General features: G+C 74.3%; 15 protein-coding genes. 2 read left to right on the plus strand and 13 right to left on the minus strand.

The genetic code is table 11. From position 1 onward, the window contains the following. Positions 1-411 (plus strand): Fur family transcriptional regulator, encoded by a 411-nt coding sequence (locus tag ABD774_RS02990; protein ID WP_345037468.1) that lies wholly within the window; start codon positions 1-3, stop codon positions 409-411. Further along, positions 404-991 (plus strand): DedA family protein, encoded by a 588-nt coding sequence (locus ABD774_RS02995; protein ID WP_345037471.1) that lies wholly within the window; start codon positions 404-406, stop codon positions 989-991. The genes ABD774_RS02990 and ABD774_RS02995 overlap by 8 nt, the downstream gene beginning before the upstream one ends. A 57-nt stretch (positions 992-1,048) precedes the next feature. Here the strand turns inward: ABD774_RS02995 and ABD774_RS03000 are convergent, their stop codons facing one another. From ABD774_RS03000 to ABD774_RS03060, 13 genes are all read right to left on the minus strand, one after another. Continuing rightward, complete coding sequence (locus ABD774_RS03000) at positions 1,049-1,837, minus strand: isoprenyl transferase (protein ID WP_345037473.1); 789 nt, start codon at positions 1,835-1,837, stop codon at positions 1,049-1,051. Then, complete coding sequence (recO, locus tag ABD774_RS03005) at positions 1,834-2,565, minus strand: DNA repair protein RecO (protein ID WP_345037475.1); 732 nt, start codon at positions 2,563-2,565, stop codon at positions 1,834-1,836. Before recO ends, ABD774_RS03000 begins: the two co-directional genes overlap by 4 nt. Positions 2,566-2,572: 7 nt before the next feature. Further along, the gene (locus ABD774_RS03010) at positions 2,573-3,784 is read right to left on the minus strand and encodes a hypothetical protein (RefSeq protein ID WP_345037477.1); all 1,212 of its coding nucleotides are present in this window, start codon (positions 3,782-3,784) and stop codon (positions 2,573-2,575) included. A gap of 17 nt (positions 3,785-3,801) precedes the next feature. After that, entirely contained in the window at positions 3,802-5,559 is a 1,758-nt protein-coding gene (leuA, locus tag ABD774_RS03015) for a 2-isopropylmalate synthase (RefSeq protein WP_345037479.1), read from the minus strand. A 158-nt stretch (positions 5,560-5,717) separates the two neighbouring features. Further along, the gene (locus tag ABD774_RS03020) at positions 5,718-6,812 is read right to left on the minus strand and encodes an FHA domain-containing protein (protein ID WP_345037481.1); all 1,095 of its coding nucleotides are present in this window, start codon (positions 6,810-6,812) and stop codon (positions 5,718-5,720) included. Next, complete coding sequence (locus ABD774_RS03025) at positions 6,805-7,209, minus strand: hypothetical protein (RefSeq protein ID WP_345037483.1); 405 nt, start codon at positions 7,207-7,209, stop codon at positions 6,805-6,807. The genes ABD774_RS03020 and ABD774_RS03025 overlap by 8 nt, the downstream gene beginning before the upstream one ends. A gap of 5 nt (positions 7,210-7,214) precedes the next feature. Continuing rightward, positions 7,215-8,393: a hypothetical protein gene (locus ABD774_RS03030; RefSeq protein WP_345037485.1), complete on the minus strand. Its 1,179-nt coding sequence runs from the start codon at positions 8,391-8,393 to the stop codon at positions 7,215-7,217. Next, positions 8,386-8,694, minus strand: a complete 309-nt coding sequence (locus ABD774_RS03035) for a hypothetical protein (RefSeq protein WP_345037488.1) — start codon at positions 8,692-8,694, stop codon at positions 8,386-8,388. The genes ABD774_RS03030 and ABD774_RS03035 overlap by 8 nt, the downstream gene beginning before the upstream one ends. Next, positions 8,691-10,769 (minus strand): FHA domain-containing protein, encoded by a 2,079-nt coding sequence (locus tag ABD774_RS03040; protein ID WP_345037490.1) that lies wholly within the window; start codon positions 10,767-10,769, stop codon positions 8,691-8,693. The genes ABD774_RS03035 and ABD774_RS03040 overlap by 4 nt, the downstream gene beginning before the upstream one ends. A 117-nt stretch (positions 10,770-10,886) precedes the next feature. Further along, entirely contained in the window at positions 10,887-11,177 is a 291-nt protein-coding gene (locus ABD774_RS03045; RefSeq protein WP_345037492.1) for a WXG100 family type VII secretion target, read from the minus strand. Positions 11,178-11,491: 314 nt separating this feature from the next. Next, positions 11,492-11,782 (minus strand): WXG100 family type VII secretion target, encoded by a 291-nt coding sequence (locus ABD774_RS03050; protein WP_345037492.1) that lies wholly within the window; start codon positions 11,780-11,782, stop codon positions 11,492-11,494. A 172-nt stretch (positions 11,783-11,954) separates the two neighbouring features. Further along, entirely contained in the window at positions 11,955-12,836 is an 882-nt protein-coding gene (locus ABD774_RS03055) for a hypothetical protein (RefSeq protein WP_345037494.1), read from the minus strand. Further along, complete coding sequence (locus ABD774_RS03060; RefSeq protein ID WP_345037496.1) at positions 12,833-17,257, minus strand: type VII secretion EssC family protein; 4,425 nt, start codon at positions 17,255-17,257, stop codon at positions 12,833-12,835. Before ABD774_RS03060 ends, ABD774_RS03055 begins: the two co-directional genes overlap by 4 nt. Between the last annotated feature and the right edge of the window lie 2 nt (positions 17,258-17,259).

The following is a 17,259-nucleotide window of genomic DNA, read 5'->3' on the forward strand; positions in this document are numbered from 1 at the left end:
ATGTTGCGGATGACCAAGCAGCGCTCCGCGGTCAGCGAGCTCCTCGGACGCACCGAGGACTTCCGCAGCGCGCAGCAGCTGCACGAGATGTTGCGGGCGGACGGCAGCGCCGTCGGCCTCGCCACCGTGTACCGCACCCTGCAGTCCCTCGCCGAGGCCGGCCAGGTGGACGTGCTCCGCATCGACGACGGCGAGACCCTCTACCGCCGGTGCGCCCGGCAGACCCACCACCACCACCTGGTGTGCAAGGAGTGCGGCCGGACGGTGGAGATCGAGGGCGCCACCGTCGAGCGCTGGGCCGCGAAGGTCGCCCAGGACAACGGCTTCGTGGACGTGGACCACACGGCCGAGCTCTTCGGCACGTGCGCCGGGTGCGCCGCACGGGAGTACGCGGAGGGCCCACGTGCCTGAGTTCCTCGCCTCCTGGCCCTTCTGGCTCACCTTCGGGTTCCTCTACCTCGGGGCCACCGTGCGGGGTCAGGCCATGTACTGGGCCGGCCGGGTGGTCACGGAACAGACCCTGCGCCGGACGCATCCGGCGGCCGGGTGGCGCCGCCGCGTCCACGACTGGCTGGAGGGCGGCGGCGTCGACCGCGGGATCACCGCGATCCGCCGGTGGGGGCTGCTCGCGGTGCCGCTGTCCTACCTGACGGTGGGCTTCCAGTCGATGATCCAGGTGGCCGCGGGCGTCCTGCGCATCACCTGGCCGCGCTACTCGCTCGCGCAGGTCCCCGGCGCCCTGGCGTGGGCGGCCATCTACTCGACGATCGGCTGGGCGGTGTGGGAGGCGGCGCTGGCCGCCGCGGCCGGCTCGCCGCTGGCGCTGGGGGCGCTGGTGGCCGTCGTCGTCGTCCTCCTCGCCACCTTTGCCATGCACCGGCGCAAGGAGCGCCGGGCCGCGAGCGTGCTGCTCGTGGCTGCTGACCGGGACGGGGACGAGGAGCTCGACCCCGACGACGCCACCGCCCGCTCCCCGCACCTCGACCGCTGACCGGGACCTCCGGCGCGGACGGCGCAGCGGTCGGCCCCCGACCGGCGCGCCGAGCCGTTAGTCCGTCGCGGGGCGGTCCACCGCGCCGCCGTAGCGACGGTCCCGCCGCGCGTAGGTCTCGACCGCCCGCCACAGGGTGCGACGGTCGACGTCGGGCCACGCGTCGTCGATGAAGACCATCTCCGCGTAGGCCGACTGCCAGAGCATGAAGTTGGACGTGCGCTGCTCGCCGCCGGTGCGCAGGAACATGTCGACGTCGGGGAGCTCGGGCTCGTCCAGGTACTTCGCGACCGTGCGCTCCGTGACCCGGGCCGGGTCCAGCCGGCCCTCGGCGACCTCGCGGGCGATGGCGGCCGCGGCGTCGGCGATCTCGGCCCGCCCGCCGTAGTTCACGCACATCGTCAGGGTGCACACGGTGTTGTCGCGGGTCTGCTCCTCCGCCCGCTCCAGCTCGGCGATCACGGACCGCCACAGCCGCGGCCGTCGCCCGGCCCAGCGCACCCGCACGCCCCACTCGTCCATCTGGTCGCGGCGCCGGTGGAGGACCTCCCGGTTGAAGCCCATGAGGAAACGCACCTCCTCGGGCGAGCGCTTCCAGTTCTCGGTGGAGAACGCGTAGGCGGAGACGTGCGTGACGCCCAGCTCGATCGCTCCGGCGACGACCTCGAGCAGCGCCGCCTCGCCGGCCTTGTGCCCCTCGACCCGGGGCAGCCCGCGCGCGTTGGCCCAGCGGCCGTTGCCGTCCATGACGACGGCGACGTGCCTCGGGACGAAGCGCGGGTCCATGCGCGGAGCCACCTCGCCGGAGTGGTGCGGCGGGGGTGGGACGGGGGCCGACCGGGTCATGCGCGCTCGACCAGGCGGAGGGAGCGCAGCTGACGCTCGAGGTGCCACTGCAGGTACGACGCCACGAGGCCGGAGGCCTCCTTCCGGTGCCGGGTGTCGGAGGCGTCGGCGTCGTCCCACTCCCCCGAGAGCAGCGCGCCGAGCAGGGACATGGTCTCGCGGGCCGGCGAGGCGGAGCCGGGGGGCCGGCAGCCGTCGCACACCGCCCCGCCCGCGGCGGCGTTGAAGGCCCGGTGCGGGCCGTCGGCGCCGCAGCGGGCGCAGTCGTAGCAGCTCGGCGCCCAGCCGGCCACGGAGAGTGAGCGCAGCAGGTAGGAGTCGAGCACGAGCGATGGCGCGTGGCGCCGGGTGGCGAGCGCGTGCAGGGCCCCGATCAGGAGCAGGTACTGCTGCGGGGCCGGCTCTCGCTCGATCTCGGTCAGCCGGCCCGCCGTCTCCGCCATCGCGGTGGCCGTGGTGTACAGCGAGTAGTCGGCGCCGAGGGACCGCCCGTACGGGGCGATGGTCTCCACCTGGGTGATCGTGTCGAGGTTGCGGCCCAGGTGCAGCTGCACGTCGATGACGCCGAACGGCTCGAGGCGCGCCCCGAACTTGCTCGAGGTGCGCCGCACGCCCTTGGCGACGGCGCGCACCCGGCCGTGCTCGCGGGTGAGCAGGGTGATGATCCGGTCGGCCTCACCGAGCTTGTGGGTGCGCAGCACCACAGCCTCGTCCCGGTAGAGCTTCACCGCCCCATCATCCCAGGTCGTCCCGCGGGGCGCCGGACCGCGCGCGGCGAGCCTCCCACCAGGCACCCGCTCGCGGCGCCAGGCCGCGCCCGGCCTCCAGCACGAGAAGGATCGTGTGGGCGACGACGTCGACCCACGCCGCGACGGTCAGGTACCACGGCGCCGCCCCGCTGCCGATCGTGGGCCCGAGCGCGATCGCACCGAGGAGCGCCGCGGCCACCAGGTAGTGCAGCAGCCCGGACGCCTGCCCGCTGTCAGGCAGCGGGGAGCTCCACCCGCGACCGTCCGTCATCACCCCGTGGACCACCGTCCAGCTCCGCCAGGCGAGCAGCACGGGCAGGAGGACGGCGACCAGCACCCCCGGCAGGAGAAGCAGGGTGCGGAGTGAGCCGTTCGTGAGCGCGAAGGCCGCCAGCACCACGACGAGCCCGGCCCACGCGGCGGCGGTGGCACGGCCGAACGTCCGCGTGCCGAACACCCGCAGGACCAGCGCGGTCAGCTTCCCGGCGAGCGCCCCCGGGGTGCCGCCGAGGCGGGTCCCGACCCAGTCCGCGGGCGGGAACACCTCGCCGGCCCGGGCCCCGGCCGCAGCCGGCCGCCGGCTGCCCCCGCGCGTCCCCGGTCTCCGGGGGTGCTCACCGGGAGCCTCGACGACGATCTCCAGATCCTGCACGAGCCGCTCGGCGAGCCGCTCGAGCTCCGCCATGCCGGACTCGTCGTCCCAGGTGAGGGTCAGGACGACGGCGTCGCGGGACCACTTCGGGACGACGACGGCGACGACCCGCACGTCCGGGCCGGTGCCGGCCCACGGCCGGGTGGAGAGCAGTGCCACCGGCCCGTGCGGGCTGCTGACGGTCCGGTGGCCGGGCGTGACCGGCTGCCCGGGCTCGACGGGCGGGGGGCTCTCGAGACGCCCACGTGCCTTGCCGGTGGGCCGGGTCAGGCCGCGCCGCTCCACCAGGAGCGTGGGAGGGCGCCGGTGCGCCCCGACCGCCGGCGCCGGGACCGCCGCGGCCGGGGCGGCCGGGTCCGCCGGGGCCGGGTCCGGGGCCGCCGTCGGATCGAGGACCGCGACGGTGACCTCGCCGCCCGGCGGCTCGAGGACGTCCCAGGGGTCGGCGAAGAGGGGCGCACCGCCGTCGCCGAACACGCCGGCGTCGCGCTGCGGCCGCCAGCCCGGCGGGAGGCGCCAGTCGCGGACGTACCTGCTCCGGCTCATCCCGCCAGGCCGTCCCGTCAGCGCGCGGCGCGGTTGACGGCCGAGACGATCGCCTTGAAGGACGCGGTCATGGTCGACGGGTCGATGCCGACGCCCCAGAGGACCTGACCGCCGACCTCGCACTCCACGTACGACGCGGCGGTGGCGTCCCCGCCCTCCGAGAGCGCGTGCTCGGCGTAGTCGAGGACGTGGACGTCGACGCCGATCTCGCCGAGCGCGTTGACGAACGCGTCGATGGGGCCGTTGCCGGTGGCCGCGACCACCCGCTGCTCGCCGCGGTCGACGAGCGTGACGGTCAGCACCGCGTCCTTGCCCTCGCCAGCGGTCGTGACCGTGGTGCCCTCGAGCGAGAAGCGGCCCCACGGCTCCAGGCCCATGGCTGCGGTGTGCGGGAGGTACTCGTCGGCGAAGATCGACCAGAGCTTCTCGGCGTCGATCTCCCCGCCGTAGGCGTCGGTGTGCTTCTGGACGATCCCGGACAGCTCGATCTGGAGCCGGCGCGGCAGGTCGAGGTGCCGGGTGGAGGAGAGCAGGTAGGCCACGCCACCCTTGCCGGACTGGGAGTTGACCCGGACTACGGCCTCGTAGGAGCGCCCGACGTCCTTGGGGTCGATCGGCAGGTACGGCAGCTCCCAGACGACGGCGTTCTCGTCGCCGCCCGCGGCGGCCACCTTCGCCGCGCGCACCTCGAAGCCCTTCTTGATGGCGTCCTGGTGGGAGCCGGAGAAGGAGGTGTAGACGAGGTCGCCGCCGTAGGGGTGGCGGGGGTGGACGTCCATCTGGGTGCAGGCCTCGACGGTGCGGCGCACCTCGTCGATGTTCGAGAAGTCGATCATCGGGTCGATGCCCTGGCTGAACAGGTTCAGCCCGAGGGTGACGAGGTCGACGTTGCCGGTGCGCTCCCCCTGCCCGAACAGGCAGCCCTCGACCCGGTCGGCGCCCGCGAGCAGACCGAGCTCGGCCGCGGCCACCCCGGTGCCGCGGTCGTTGTGCGGGTGGACGGACAGCGCGATGTGCTCGCGGCGGCTCAGGTGCCGGCTCATCCACTCGATCTGGTCGGCGTAGACGTTGGGCGTGGCACGCTCCACTGTGGCCGGCAGGTTCAGGATGATCTCGCGGCCGTCCTCCGGCTGCCAGACGTCCATCACGGCCTCGCAGACCTCGAGGGCGTAGTCGAGCTCTGTGTCGACGAAGATCTCCGGGGAGTACTGGTAGCCGAAGACGGTGTCCTCGCCGAGGACCTTCTCGGCGTAGGCCACGACCTCGCGCGTGCCGGAGGCCGCAAGCTCGCGGGTGGCCTCCTTGTCGTTGCGGAAGACGACGTCGCGGAAGACCGGCGCGGTCGCGTTGTACAGGTGCACGTTGGCCCGCGGCAGGCCGACGAGCGAGTCGATCGTGCGGTGGATGAGCTCGGGACGGGACTGCGTCAGGACCGAGACGGTGACGTCCTCGGGGACGGCGCCGGACTCGACCAGGGACCGGACGAAGTCGAAGTCCGTCTGGGAGGCGGCCGGGAAGCCGATCTCGATCTCCTTGTAGCCCATCCGGACCAGGAGGTCGAACATCTGGCGCTTGCGCTCGGGGTTCATCGGCTCGATGAGCGCCTGGTTGCCGTCGCGCAGGTCGGTGGAGAGCCACCGCGGGGCCCGGGTGGTGCGCCTCGTCGGCCAGGTCCGGTCCGGCAGGTCGACCGGGTTGGCCTGGACGAACGGCCGGTACTTCGCCACCGGCATCGCGGAGGGGCGCTGGGCGTCGATGTGGTGCTGGGTCTTCATCTGTCTTCCTCGTCGCTGTGCGTCATGGCCGGGCACGACGACCGCCGCGACGAGGAGCCGGCCTTAGTTGGCCTCGTCGCGGCACGGAAGGAGCAGCAGGTGCTGCCCGCGGTGAGCCATGCGCACGCAGCGACCCTAGCGCGCCCGCGCGGCCGTCGTCACTTCCCTCCCCCGGACGTCTCAGGATCTGAGGACGGGCCGGCACGCTCGACCTCCAGCACCTGGGCCCCCAGCCGGAGGCGAGACCCGGCGAGGACCTCGACGACCTCGCCCGGCGGGCAGGGCGCCGTCGTCCCGTCCGGCCGTTCGACCACGGTGCCGTTGGAGGAGTCGAGGTCGCGGACGAGGACGCTGTCCGCGCGCAGGTCGACCACGCAGTGGCTGCGGGAGACGGTGCGGTCGTCGAGCGCGAGGACGGCGTGGACCGGCCCGCTCGTGCCGTCGGCCTCGGGCTGGCGGCCGACCAGCGTCCGACCGCGGTCGAGCGCGCGGCCGTCGGCGACCCGGACACCCATCGTGGGACGGGTCAGGTCCCGCAGGCGCACGCCTCGCGCCAGCGTCCCGGCCAGCACGACGGCGTCGTCCAGGCACTCCGGGAGCCACGTCGTGGCCACCACCGCCACCAGGGCGCCGTCGGCAGGGAAGGGCCGGTGGACCTCGGCCCGGAGCATCTCCACGGGCGTCGAGCCGGCCGGGACGCCCCGGCCGCCGAGCGTCATCCCGGTGGTCGCCACCTGCTGGGTCCGGACGACGGCGACGGCCGGCTCGCCGTCGTAGGTCACCAGGTGCGTGCGTGCGTCGTCGCCGTAGAGCTGCCTGAGCCCGCGCGCGAGGACGGCCGCGGGTGTGACGGGAGACCCGGACGGGAACTGCCCCAGCGGGGCGAGCCGGATCTCGAGCAGGACGACCACCGGGCGGCTCGTCGCGGCCGGGGCGTCGCCGCCGGGGGCGGGCTCGCCGTCGGGACCGGGCTCGCCCTCGGGAGCGGGCACCGCAGCCGGCACCGCGGCGGCGACGAACCCGGACCACAGCACGCCCTGCTCTCCCGCGCTCGACCGGGCGGCGCGGAACGCCTCGTCCAGCGCGTCGCGCGCTCTCGCGGGCAGCTCCGTGCCGACGGCGGCGGCGACGGCCGTGCGGAACGAGTCGAGGGCATGGGCCTCGTCCTCGTGGAGCCCGAGCGATCCGGCGTCGGCGGGAACCGTGAGGACCACGTCCCAGCGGTCGTGCCGGGCGCGCAGCCGGTCAGCCACGGACGAGGTCCTCGTGCAGCGGCGGAAGCGCGCCCTGCTGCCAGTCCCGCGGGGCCCAGGGCACCGCGCCGTCCGCAGCGCCGCGCTCGAAGTCGGCGGCCAGGGCGGCCACCTCCCGGCGCACCGCGGCGGCGCGGCGGAACGCCCGCACGCTTCGCCACAGCGTGAGGCCGGCGAGGGCCAGGCCGGCAAGCAGGACCCAGGGCCAGCCCTCGACGCCGTCGGCGGCCGCCGCGAGACCGAGCCCGACCAGCAGCAGGCCCGCCGCGCACAGCGCGTGGGTCAGGAAGAGCTTCAGGACCGTGCTGCCGACCGAGTGGTCGACGTAGAGAGCGCGCGCGTCCCGGCGGAACGTCTGGACGCTCGACCGGTCGATCTCCGCCGTGCTTCGGGGCACCGACGTCACTTGACCAGCTCTCCGTCCTTGTCCTCGAGGTAGGCGGCGCCGCGCGGCAGGTCCCACGGGTCCTGCTCGCCCCAGGCGTTGAAGCGATCGTAGGCGCCGGTGCCGTCGATGGCCCACACGGCCTGGTTGCCCTTCATGCGGATGCTGCGCCAGACGACCTCCTCGGTGGTCATCTCGGTGGCCGTGAACATCGAGGGCGCGTAGGAGTGGTTGCCGACGCGCACGAGCTGGTCCGCCCGCGCCCCGCGGTAGGTGTTGACCACCCGGCGGGTGGCGGCGGCCACGCCCTTGCCGAGGCCGAGGGTCACCACGCCGAGCCCGACGGCGTCCCAGCCGCCCTGGCCGCCGATGGCGAGGCCCGTGTCCGCGGCCAGCGCGAGCCCGCCGAAGATACCGGCGGCGCCGAGGAGGAACGGCACCGCCACCTGGGCGCCGGGGATGAGGAACGCGACGCCGGCCGCGACGGTCGACAGGAGCGCGAGGTTGGCCCCCCACTCCGAGACGACGCCCAGCACGGGTGCCGCCCACCGGGCGAAGTCACCCGCCCAGGAGTCCTCCAGCCAGTCGCCGAGGTCGTCCACGTGGGAGGTGAACGTCGCCCACCAGCCGTGCGACCAGACCATGTCGCCGGCCTCGTTCAGCAGACCGCCGTAGTACCGCGCGCGGTCCAGGTACTCGGCGTGGATCGCCTCGACCTGCGCCTCCAGGCGCTCCACCTGCAGCCGGGCGGCCTCCCAGGGCGAGCCACCCTCGTAGCTCCGGCCGAAGTTCACCGGCTCGCCGGGGACCGTCAGGTAGGTCTTGCTCGACTCGACCCGGTGGATCTCGCGCCACTCGCCGAGCTGGGTGTCGAGGAGGGCGCTCCGGGTCTGGAACTCCGCCAGCTCGCCGGCCCAGCCGGTCAGCGCGGACTCCGCCGCCTCCAGCGCGCGCACCGTCTCGTGCAGCTTCGGCGGGAACTCGACCATGGCCGCCTGGAACTTGCGGGAGGACTCGCCGCTCCAGGCGCGGTAGTCGTCCCCGGCGCCGTCGATGAACGCGGCCATCTCGCCGGCGCGCGCCGAGAAGGTGGCGAGCATCGTCGCCAGGTCGCGGGTGCCACCGGGCGATCCCGGGCACGGGTCCCAGCCGATGTGGGGCAGGTTCCGCTGCTCGTACGTGACGTAGTTACCCATCCTGACGCTCCAGCTCCTGCGTGGTCAGGGACTCGGCCAGCGCGAGGTCGATCTGCCCGAAGGCCTCCCGTACCTTGCGGATGTATCCCGCCGCCTCCGTCGCGTACTCGTCGAGGTCCTCGATGGCGTCGGCCCAGGACCCCGCGAACTCGTGGAGCTCGTCGAAGAGCGGCGCGGCCCCGACGACGAGCGCGTCGGACCCCCGCAGCTCGTTGCACAGGCTCTGGAGCTCGCTGCTCAAGTTGTTCAGGTCGGACTCGGTCGAGGACAGATAGCCCTCGTCGACGACAAGGTCGGTCATGAGTTTCCCCTCAGCACGGTGCTCTCGATCTCGTTGTCGGTCTCCTCGCCGGCGACGGCGAGGACGGTGGCGCCGGCGCGGACGCGTGAACCGGCTGGCACCTTGGTCTCCTGCCAGGCACCGAGCCGCTCCTCGCCACGGTCGGTGACGACGGTGGTGCCGTTGGTCGACGCCCGGTCGGTGACCCAGACGCCCGCACGGGACACCCGCACGGCGAGGTGGGTCTTGGACATGGTGGGGTCCTCGACGGCGAGCGTGTGGTCGACGCGCTCCCCCGCACGCGCCGCCGGGGCCCGGCCGACGAGTGTCGTCCCGGGCTCGAGCAGCCGGCCGCCGACCCGCACCTGGGCCACCTCCGACCGGTGCGGCCGCGGCACCGCGAGCTCGGCCGGCGCGGCGCCGACGATCGGCGCGGCGTCCACGGTCGGCGCGACGCCGACGATCGGCGGAGCGCCCTCGGCCGGCGGGGCGCCGACGGACGGGCGGGACGGGATCGCGTCGGGCGTCGAGGCCTGCGGCTCGGAACCGGCACCCGGAGCGGCCATCCACGCCGGTCGTGGGCTGCCGGGCGGCGCGGAGACCGCCGGGCCGGTTACGGCTCCCGGGGCGTGCGACGAGACGGGCGCGGCGGGCGTCTGCCTGGTCCTGCCGTGCAGCTCGCGCAGGGCCGCGGCCTCCTGGGCCGGCGTGGTCCTGCCGACGAGCGCGCCGCGCACCCGGCGCCAGCCCCGCCAGGTGGCGGCCGCGGCGGTCCAGGACACCCCGGCCCCGAGGGCGGACGCCAGCAGGACCCCGAGGTCCGACCCGGTGGCGAAGGGGGCAAGGAGGTCGAGCAGGTCCCGCACGAGCTCCACCGTCCAGGCGACCGCCACGAGGGCGGCCACGACGGCGGTCAGTGGACGTGCGCCCAGGCTCGCCGCCTCGTCCTGGGGACCGCGCGCCGGCCGACCCACGTTGCCGGAACCGGCCGCGCGACGTGCACCGTCCTCGCGGATCAGCAGCGGCATCAGCGCCCACAGGGCCACACCGCGCGCCAGCCGCGAGCCCGCGGCCAGCACGACGACCCCGAGCGCGAGCCCCACCACCGCCAGCGCCGCCCCGAGGGCCCCGGCGGCAACGCCGGTCAGTCCGAACGCGGAGCCACCTCCGGCGCTCGCGCGCAGGAGCGTGGCGCCGAGCAGGGCCGCCAGCCAGCCGAGCACGCCCGCACCGAGGCGGCCGAGGTCGGCGAAGGCCGGCACCAGGGTGCGCAGCGCCGCCTGGCGCCGGATCATCATCGAGCCGAAGGTGGTCCAGTCCCGCCGGTAGTCCGCCGGGTCGAGGAAGTTCCTGGCCGGTCCGGGCACGAGAAGCATGACGACAGTCTGCCGGTTTTCGGCCGGTCCGTCCCCGGAGTTCCGCGACGGGGCAGGCGCGGGCGTGGGCTGCCAGGCCGCCGAGTGGATCCGGTTGACGCCGGAGAGCAGGCTCGCGGCGGCGGTCGCCGTGACGAGGGCGGCCGCGGCGAGTGCGAGCAGGATGGGCAGCTCGGTTCCCCACGTCGTGCTGGCCGCCCTCTCGGTCGTGACGTCCAGCGCCGCGAGCGCCGACCCGGCGGGCGGGAGGACCAGCTCACGGACCAGAAGGGCGACGATGACGAGCAGGAGCGCAGCGGCGGCGAAGCCGAGCGTCGCCCGGGTCGCGATCGCCCGGTGCGGCCGGGCCGCGTCCCGGGTGCGGCCGCTGCGCGTGGGCGTGGCCAGCCAGGCCGCCACCGCGCGGGAGAGCACGCTGCCGGCGCGCACGACCAGCACGCCCAGCGCGGCGGCGGTCAGCCCCAGGAGCGCGGCGCCTGCCGTCAGCCACGCGGCGGCGCCGTCCGCCGTCTGCCAACGACCTGTCGCCACCGCTCCGAGGAGGGCGGCGGCCAGGCCGAGTGACCAGGCGAGCGCGCCGGCGCCCAGCCGGCCGCGGGAGGCGTAGGCCCGGCCGAGCACGTCGAGCGCCTCACGCCGCAGCGGCGCGAGCGTGTCGTTCGGGGAGAGCGGGTCGGCCACCGCCGCCGTGGACAGGTAGGCGCGTGCGACGGACGGCACGAACGGCACCTCTTCTCCCCTCGGCATGTGCGTTTCCCCTGATGGTGCGAGTACGACGGCGGGCACGGGCGGTGCGCCCGTGCCCGCTGGTGACCGGGTGTCTCCCCGGCCGGCCGGTCAGATGCCCGCGGCCAGCTGCGAGTCCGTGTCGGCCAGCGCCTGCGCGGCGTTGGTCAGGTACTGCGAGAGGTCCTGCAGCCCCTCGATCGTGGACTGCGCCCCCGTGGTGAACTGCTGGTAGGACTCGTTGAACCGCACCGACGCCTGGTCCGTGACGAACCCGGACTCCACCAGGCCCTGGATCTGCGCCTGCAGACGGTTCAGGTCCGCGATGATCTGGTCCTTGGCGGTGACCAGGTTGTTGGCCTCACGCTGCATCTCGTCGTAGGAGACGTTGATGTTCGACACCGTGCGTCACTCCCCCTCTGGGATCGAGGTCCCGCCGCCAGCCGACGAGATCCGCTGAGAACATTCCTACCGGTCCGAAACACCCCCTGTCGCCCACCACCCATGGGGACAACTCCCCTCGGGCCCCCGAGCCACGGGGAGAACTCCCCGCCCACAGGCTTCCCCCGACCATGACGACAGCCGGCCGGGGCGGCGGTCCGCGTGGCTCCCCCTGCGTGCCACCTGGTCCGCCCGGCCCCCGGCCGGCTGGTGCGTCGTGCGCGGCGCGGGCAGTGCGCCCGCTTGGTTGCCGGGTCGTCTCCCCGGCCCGCCGGTCAGATGCCCGCGGCCAGCTGCGAGTCCGTGTCGGCCAGCGCCTGCGCGGCGTTGGTCAGGTACTGCGAGAGGTCCTGCAGCCCCTCGATCGTGGACTGCGCCCCCGTGGTGAACTGCTGGTAGGACTCGTTGAACCGCACCGACGCCTGGTCCGTGACGAACCCGGACTCCACCAGGCCCTGGATCTGCGCCTGCAGACGGTTCAGGTCCGCGATGATCTGGTCCTTGGCGGTGACCAGGTTGTTGGCCTCACGCTGCATCTCGTCGTAGGAGACGTTGATGTTCGACACCGTGCGTCACTCCCCCTCTGGGATCGAGGTCCCGCCGCCAGCCGACGAGATCCGCTGAGAACATTCCTACCGGTCCGAAACACCCCCTGTCGCCCACCACCCATGGGGACAACTCCCCTCGCGCCCCCCAGCCACGGGGAGAACTCCACCGGCACGGCGCCCTGCGCGCCGGTCAGCCGAGAGCGGCAAGGAGGAGGGCGACGACGATGATCGCCGTGCTCGCCGCGCACAGCAGCAGGCCGGTCCGGGCGACCCAGGAGGCTGGGCCCCCGCGGCGGACCGCACGGATGGCGGGGACGAGGCCGGCCGGCCCCAGCCCGAAGATCCCGAGGAGCAGGGCCGCGACGGCGGAGCCCCCCGCGCCGGCACCGACGACGTCACGCTCGTCCTGGGTCAGCTCGTCGGCGTGCCCCGTCCGTGCCAGGAGCGCCAGGTCGGAGTAGGGCCGCCGCTGCGGACGACCTGCGCTCGTCCGGCGCTGCGACCGCCGTGCCACCGTGCGCGCCGCTCGCGTGTGGCGCCACGAGGCTGCGTCCGGGGAAGGAATCCCGCGTATCGCCCGCACTGCCGCCACGACGGTCGCCGTCAGCGCGACGGTGAGCCACACCCAGAAGCCTCCGAACGCGACGCCGTAGTACTCGCTGCCCATGAAGGAGTGCGCGCCGGCGGTCGTTCCCGCGATCCCTCTGATCGTGCCCGCGATCGTCAACGATCCCCAGAAGAGGAGCACCGTCGGGATGCGCCCAGGGTCGTAACCCGCGCCCGCGCGCCCGCGGATCGACCCCAGCGCGAGCACGACACCCCACAGGGCGAGCAGGTACACCACAGGGACGTGACCCCAGGCGAGGACCGCGACAACCACGGAGTAGAACCGGTCCCCGAAGCCGCCGCCGCCCAGCCCCGCGAGCACCCTCTCGAGCCCGCCCGTGTAGTGGCGAGGTGCATGCACGTACAGACCCGTCCACGCGAACAGGGCACCGTGCACGAGCCCGACGACCTGGAACTGCCGCACCGGTGTGGTGCGACGGCGCACCGCGCCGTCGACGGCGGTCATCCGAGCAGCGGGAGCTGCACCTTGCGCACCTTGCCCTTGGCCACGTACATGCCACGCCCGGGCGGGAACTCCTTGCGCTGCACCCGCGGGAACGAGGTGCGGAAGAGCGAGTCGCCCTCCACGGACTCCGGCTGCAGCGCCAGGCCCCGGCGGCCGTTGCGCACCTCCGCCAGCAGTGGCCAGGACGATCCCCAGGTGGAGGTCTCGCCGTCGGCGATGACGAGGTGCTCGTTGCGCTTGACGTTCTGGATGAGCTCCGTGACGGGCTTCTCCGCGGGGCTGGAGAGGAAGTCCGAGAGGTTCTCGATCACGAGCACGACGCCGGGCTGGCCGCGGTCCGGCGGTGCGGCGAACAGCGGCAGCATCTCCTTGGCGAGGTCGGCGACGTCGGCCGCGCCGGTGGCGGTGCGCTCCCAGAGGTCCTGGCCGGCGAGGACCGAGCGCCGTGCCCCCAGGTAGACGAATCGCGTGGCCGGCTCCGCCTCGGCGAGGGCGTGGGCGAGCCAGCGCAGCGCGTTCGTCCGACCCGACTCCGCCGGACCGGCGAGAAGGAACGTCCCCACGGGCTCGAACCCGATCGGGGCCAGCGTGTCGTCCGCGACGCCGAGCACCGGCAGTCCGCCGACGTGGACCGGCATGTCCTCCGACGGCACGACCTCGGGCAGCCGCCGCACCGGCGGCGCCTCCTGCGTGCCGGTCCGGCGCAGGGTGCCCGCGAGCTTCTCGATCGCCCGCACCTGCTCGGCCAGGCTTGAGGTGCCACCGAGCACCGCGATCTGCATCTCCAGGCCGGAGGGGGTGATCGCGCGCCCGGGCACGGAGCCGGGGTCGAGGACGTCCTTGGGCGCGCCGAGCTGCTGGTAGGCGTTCTCGTCAGCCATGCGCATGATCACGCGCCGGGGCAGCGAGCCGGTCACGGAGGTGGGGATGGCGCCGGGGCGGTCGGCCGTGACGGCGACGTGCACGCCGGCGGAGCGGCCGTCGACGAGCAGCTGGAGGAACAGCTGGTACCAGGGCGCCAGGCCGATCACCGTCTCCCACTCGGCACGGAACGCGGCGTAGCCGTCCACGAGCAGCAGGATCCGCGGCTCGTCGGCCCGGCCGGTGATGTCGCGGTACTCCTCGATGCTTCCGGCACGGGCCTCGGCGTAGCGCACGGAGCGCTCCTCCACGAGGTCGCGCAGCATGCCGAGCAGGCGCTGGAGGCGCTCGGCGTCGTCACCGTCGATGATCGCGCCCACGTGAGGCAGCGCCTCCAGCGGTGCGAGGCCGCCGGAGGAGAAGTCGAGCCCGTAGACGTGGACCGGTCCGCCCTTCGGTGTGATCCCGGCGCCGACGGCGAGGGTGCGCAGCGCCGTCGACTTACCGGCGCCGCCGGCCCCGTAGAAGACGATGTTGCCGTCGGTGTCGGGCCGGTAGTACGTGGTGACCTGGCGCTGGTGCGCCGGGTCGTCGACGACGCCGAGGACGAGCGCCGAGTCGGTGCGCGGCCGCAGGGCAGAGAGGTCCTGGACCTCGGTGAGTGTGGGCAGCCAGGGCTTGCGCGGCGCCGGCACGCCGGCGGCGTCGGCGGCCGCACGCACCGAGCCGACGATGCGCGCGATGTCCGTGGGCCCCTCCTCGCGGCGGTCGGCGGCGCGCTCCTCCTCGGGCCGCTCCGGCCGCTCCCACCGGACCCCGGCGCCCATGGCGAGCGTCTCGACGTCGACCTGCGCCTTGGGCGCGGCGTCGGTGGTGCGTCCGCCCGCGTACCCGGCCTGGAACAGGGTGATCCGGCCCGGACCGGTGCGGGCCGCGCCGCGGCCGGGGGTGCCCGGGTCGAAGTGGGCCGCCATCGGCAGGCCCAGGACGTCGGAGGAGTCGTTCTCGTCGGCCATGCGCAGCGCCACGCGCAGGTTCGTGTTGGCGCGGAGGTTGTCCTTGATGACGCCGGCGGGCCGCTGGGTCGCGAGGACCAGGTGCAGGCCGAGCGACCGGCCGCGCTGTGCGACGTCGACGACCCCGTCCACGAACTCCGGGACCTCGGTGGCCAGGGCCGCGAACTCGTCGACGATGATGATCAGGCTCGGCGGCGCCTCCGGGTCGCCGGTGCGCTCCAGCGTGATGAGGTCCTTCGCGCCCTTGCGGTTCAGCAGGTGCTCGCGGTGGTGCAGCTCGGCGCGCAGGGAGGTCAGCGCGCGCCGCACGAGGTGCGGCGAGAGGTCCGTGACCAGCCCGACCGAGTGCGGGAGCTTGACGCAGTCCGCGAAGGCGGAGCCGCCCTTGTAGTCGACGAACAGGAACGTGACCCGGTCGGGGCTGTGGGCCGTCGCCATGCCGAGCACCCACGACTGCAGGAACTCCGACTTGCCCGCACCGGTCGTCCCGCCGACCAGGGCGTGGGGACCCTGGGTCCGCAGGTCGAGGGTGAACGCCTCGGTCGCGCCCTGACCGATGAGCGCGCGCAGGTTCGCGTCGTGGCGGCGGCGCTGGGGCGGGCTGCCGTCGCGCGGGATCAGGGAACCGTTCTCCTGCCAGCGCTCGAGGATGCCCTGGGCGCCCTGGGCCACCTCGGGGCCGACGAGCGCGAGGTAGGAGACCCGCCCCGGCAGGTCGGAGGCGTCGTCGACCGGCGCGCCGGCGTCGGTGACGGCGGCGAGGTGGGTGGCCAGGGCCGCGACGTCCCCCTCGGAGAGCGTCTCGCAGGCCATCGGCGTGACGGCGGTGCCGGACCGGACGTAGCCGGCGGCGCCGGACTCGGTGGTGGAGGTCACGGCGACGAAGGTGCGGCAGACGGCGGGGAGGCGCTCGACCGCGCCGGCGCACCAGATGACGTGCACGCCCGCCGCGGGGCCCTCCTCGGCGAGGCGCACGAGGCGGCCGCGCTCGATCGGCGCGTCGTCCTCCACGAGCAGCACCACGATCGGCAGGTGCATGCTCTCGCGTGCCCCGCGCGTGGCGAGCCGGTCGTCGACGAGCCCCTCGAGCTTGGAGACGAGCTGGAGCACGCCGGCCTGGTGCGACCCGATGTGCGGACCGTCGAGCGGGGAGTGGACGGAACCCACGTGCGGCAGCCACTTCGTCCAGTCCCAGCGGGCGGCGCTGGCGGCCGAGGTGGCGACGGTGAGGACGAGCTCGGCGGGCGAGTGCATCGCGACCAGCTGGCCGAGGACGGCGCGGGCGGCGTCGTCGAGCACGTGCCGGGGCCCGGCGAGGCCGACGGCCCCGCACTCGCGCAGGTCGGCGGTGACGGGTACGCCGTCGACCATGAGCATGTCGCTCTTCAGCGCGGTGACCTGGTCCCAGAACTCGTCCAGCGTGTTGCCCCGGTTGGGCACCTTGACCTCGGTGCGCGAGGGCATCGTGCCGACCCCGAGCCGGAGCGTGAGGAAGGCGTCGTGCTCGGGACGCCGGGTCCAGAGCAGCGGCTCGAGGGTCATCACGGCCCGGTGCAGCTCCGCGGCCGAGGGGTGCTCGGCCAGGCGCATGGCGCGCTCGGTCGTCCGCCGCTCCTCCAGGTCCGCGCGTACCGAGGCGATGGTCTTCTCGAACTGCTCGACCTCGGCCCGGAAGTTGCGCCGGTTCGTCATGCGCTGGTCGATGTACGTGCCGATCACCATCAGCGGCATCATCGCCATGAAGGCCAGCATCATGGGGTTGCGCCCCATCATCAGGAATATCGGCACCATGATGAGCGGCACGAGCAGGATGACGATCGGGAACTTCGCCGGCTTCTGCGGTGCGGGCGGCTTGGGCGCCTCCACCTCCTCGCCGGCGAACACCGGCGCCAGGCGCGGGGACCGGTTGAACTCCACGACCGCGGTGTCGGGCCGGGCGTGCCGGGAGGCGGCGATGCGCTCGATGCGGATGGTCGTGTCGCCCAGGCTCACCGTGTCCTGCGGGAGCAGCACGGCGCGCTGGACCTGACCGTCGCCCATGAGCAGGCCGTTGGCCGAGCGGAGGTCGGCGATCTCGATGACGTCCGTGACCGACAGGCGCGCGTGCTCCTTGGAGACGGTCGCGTCGGCCAGGCGCACGTCGCACCCCTTGCCGCGCCCGATGATGGTGGTGCCCTCGGGCACGTCGACCACCCGCCCGGTCTCGGGCCCCTCCACGACGGTGATGCGGGCGACGGGCGGCGCCTGGGGGTCGCGGCGCTCGAACCGCTGCGTCGCCTGGGCGAGCGAGACGACCGTCCCGGGACGAACCGTCTGGGCGGCCGGGGCGTCGGGGTCGAGCAGGCGGGTGTGCTCGGGCGCGCCGCTGCGGGCGTGACGTCGCAGGGTGAGGTTGGCGATCTCCGGCTCGCTGAGCCCGGGCGACACCGGGTCCGTCTCGTGCAGGTTCCGCGCGACGTCGGCGACGGTGGCGGTGCCGTCCACGGTCACCGCCAGGTCGACCGGCTCGGCGCTGGTGCGCAGGAGGGTCAGCTTGATCCGCATGC

Source organism: Georgenia daeguensis (assembly GCF_039537705.1).
GTDB classification, from domain to species: Bacteria; Actinomycetota; Actinomycetes; order Actinomycetales; family Actinomycetaceae; genus Georgenia; species Georgenia daeguensis.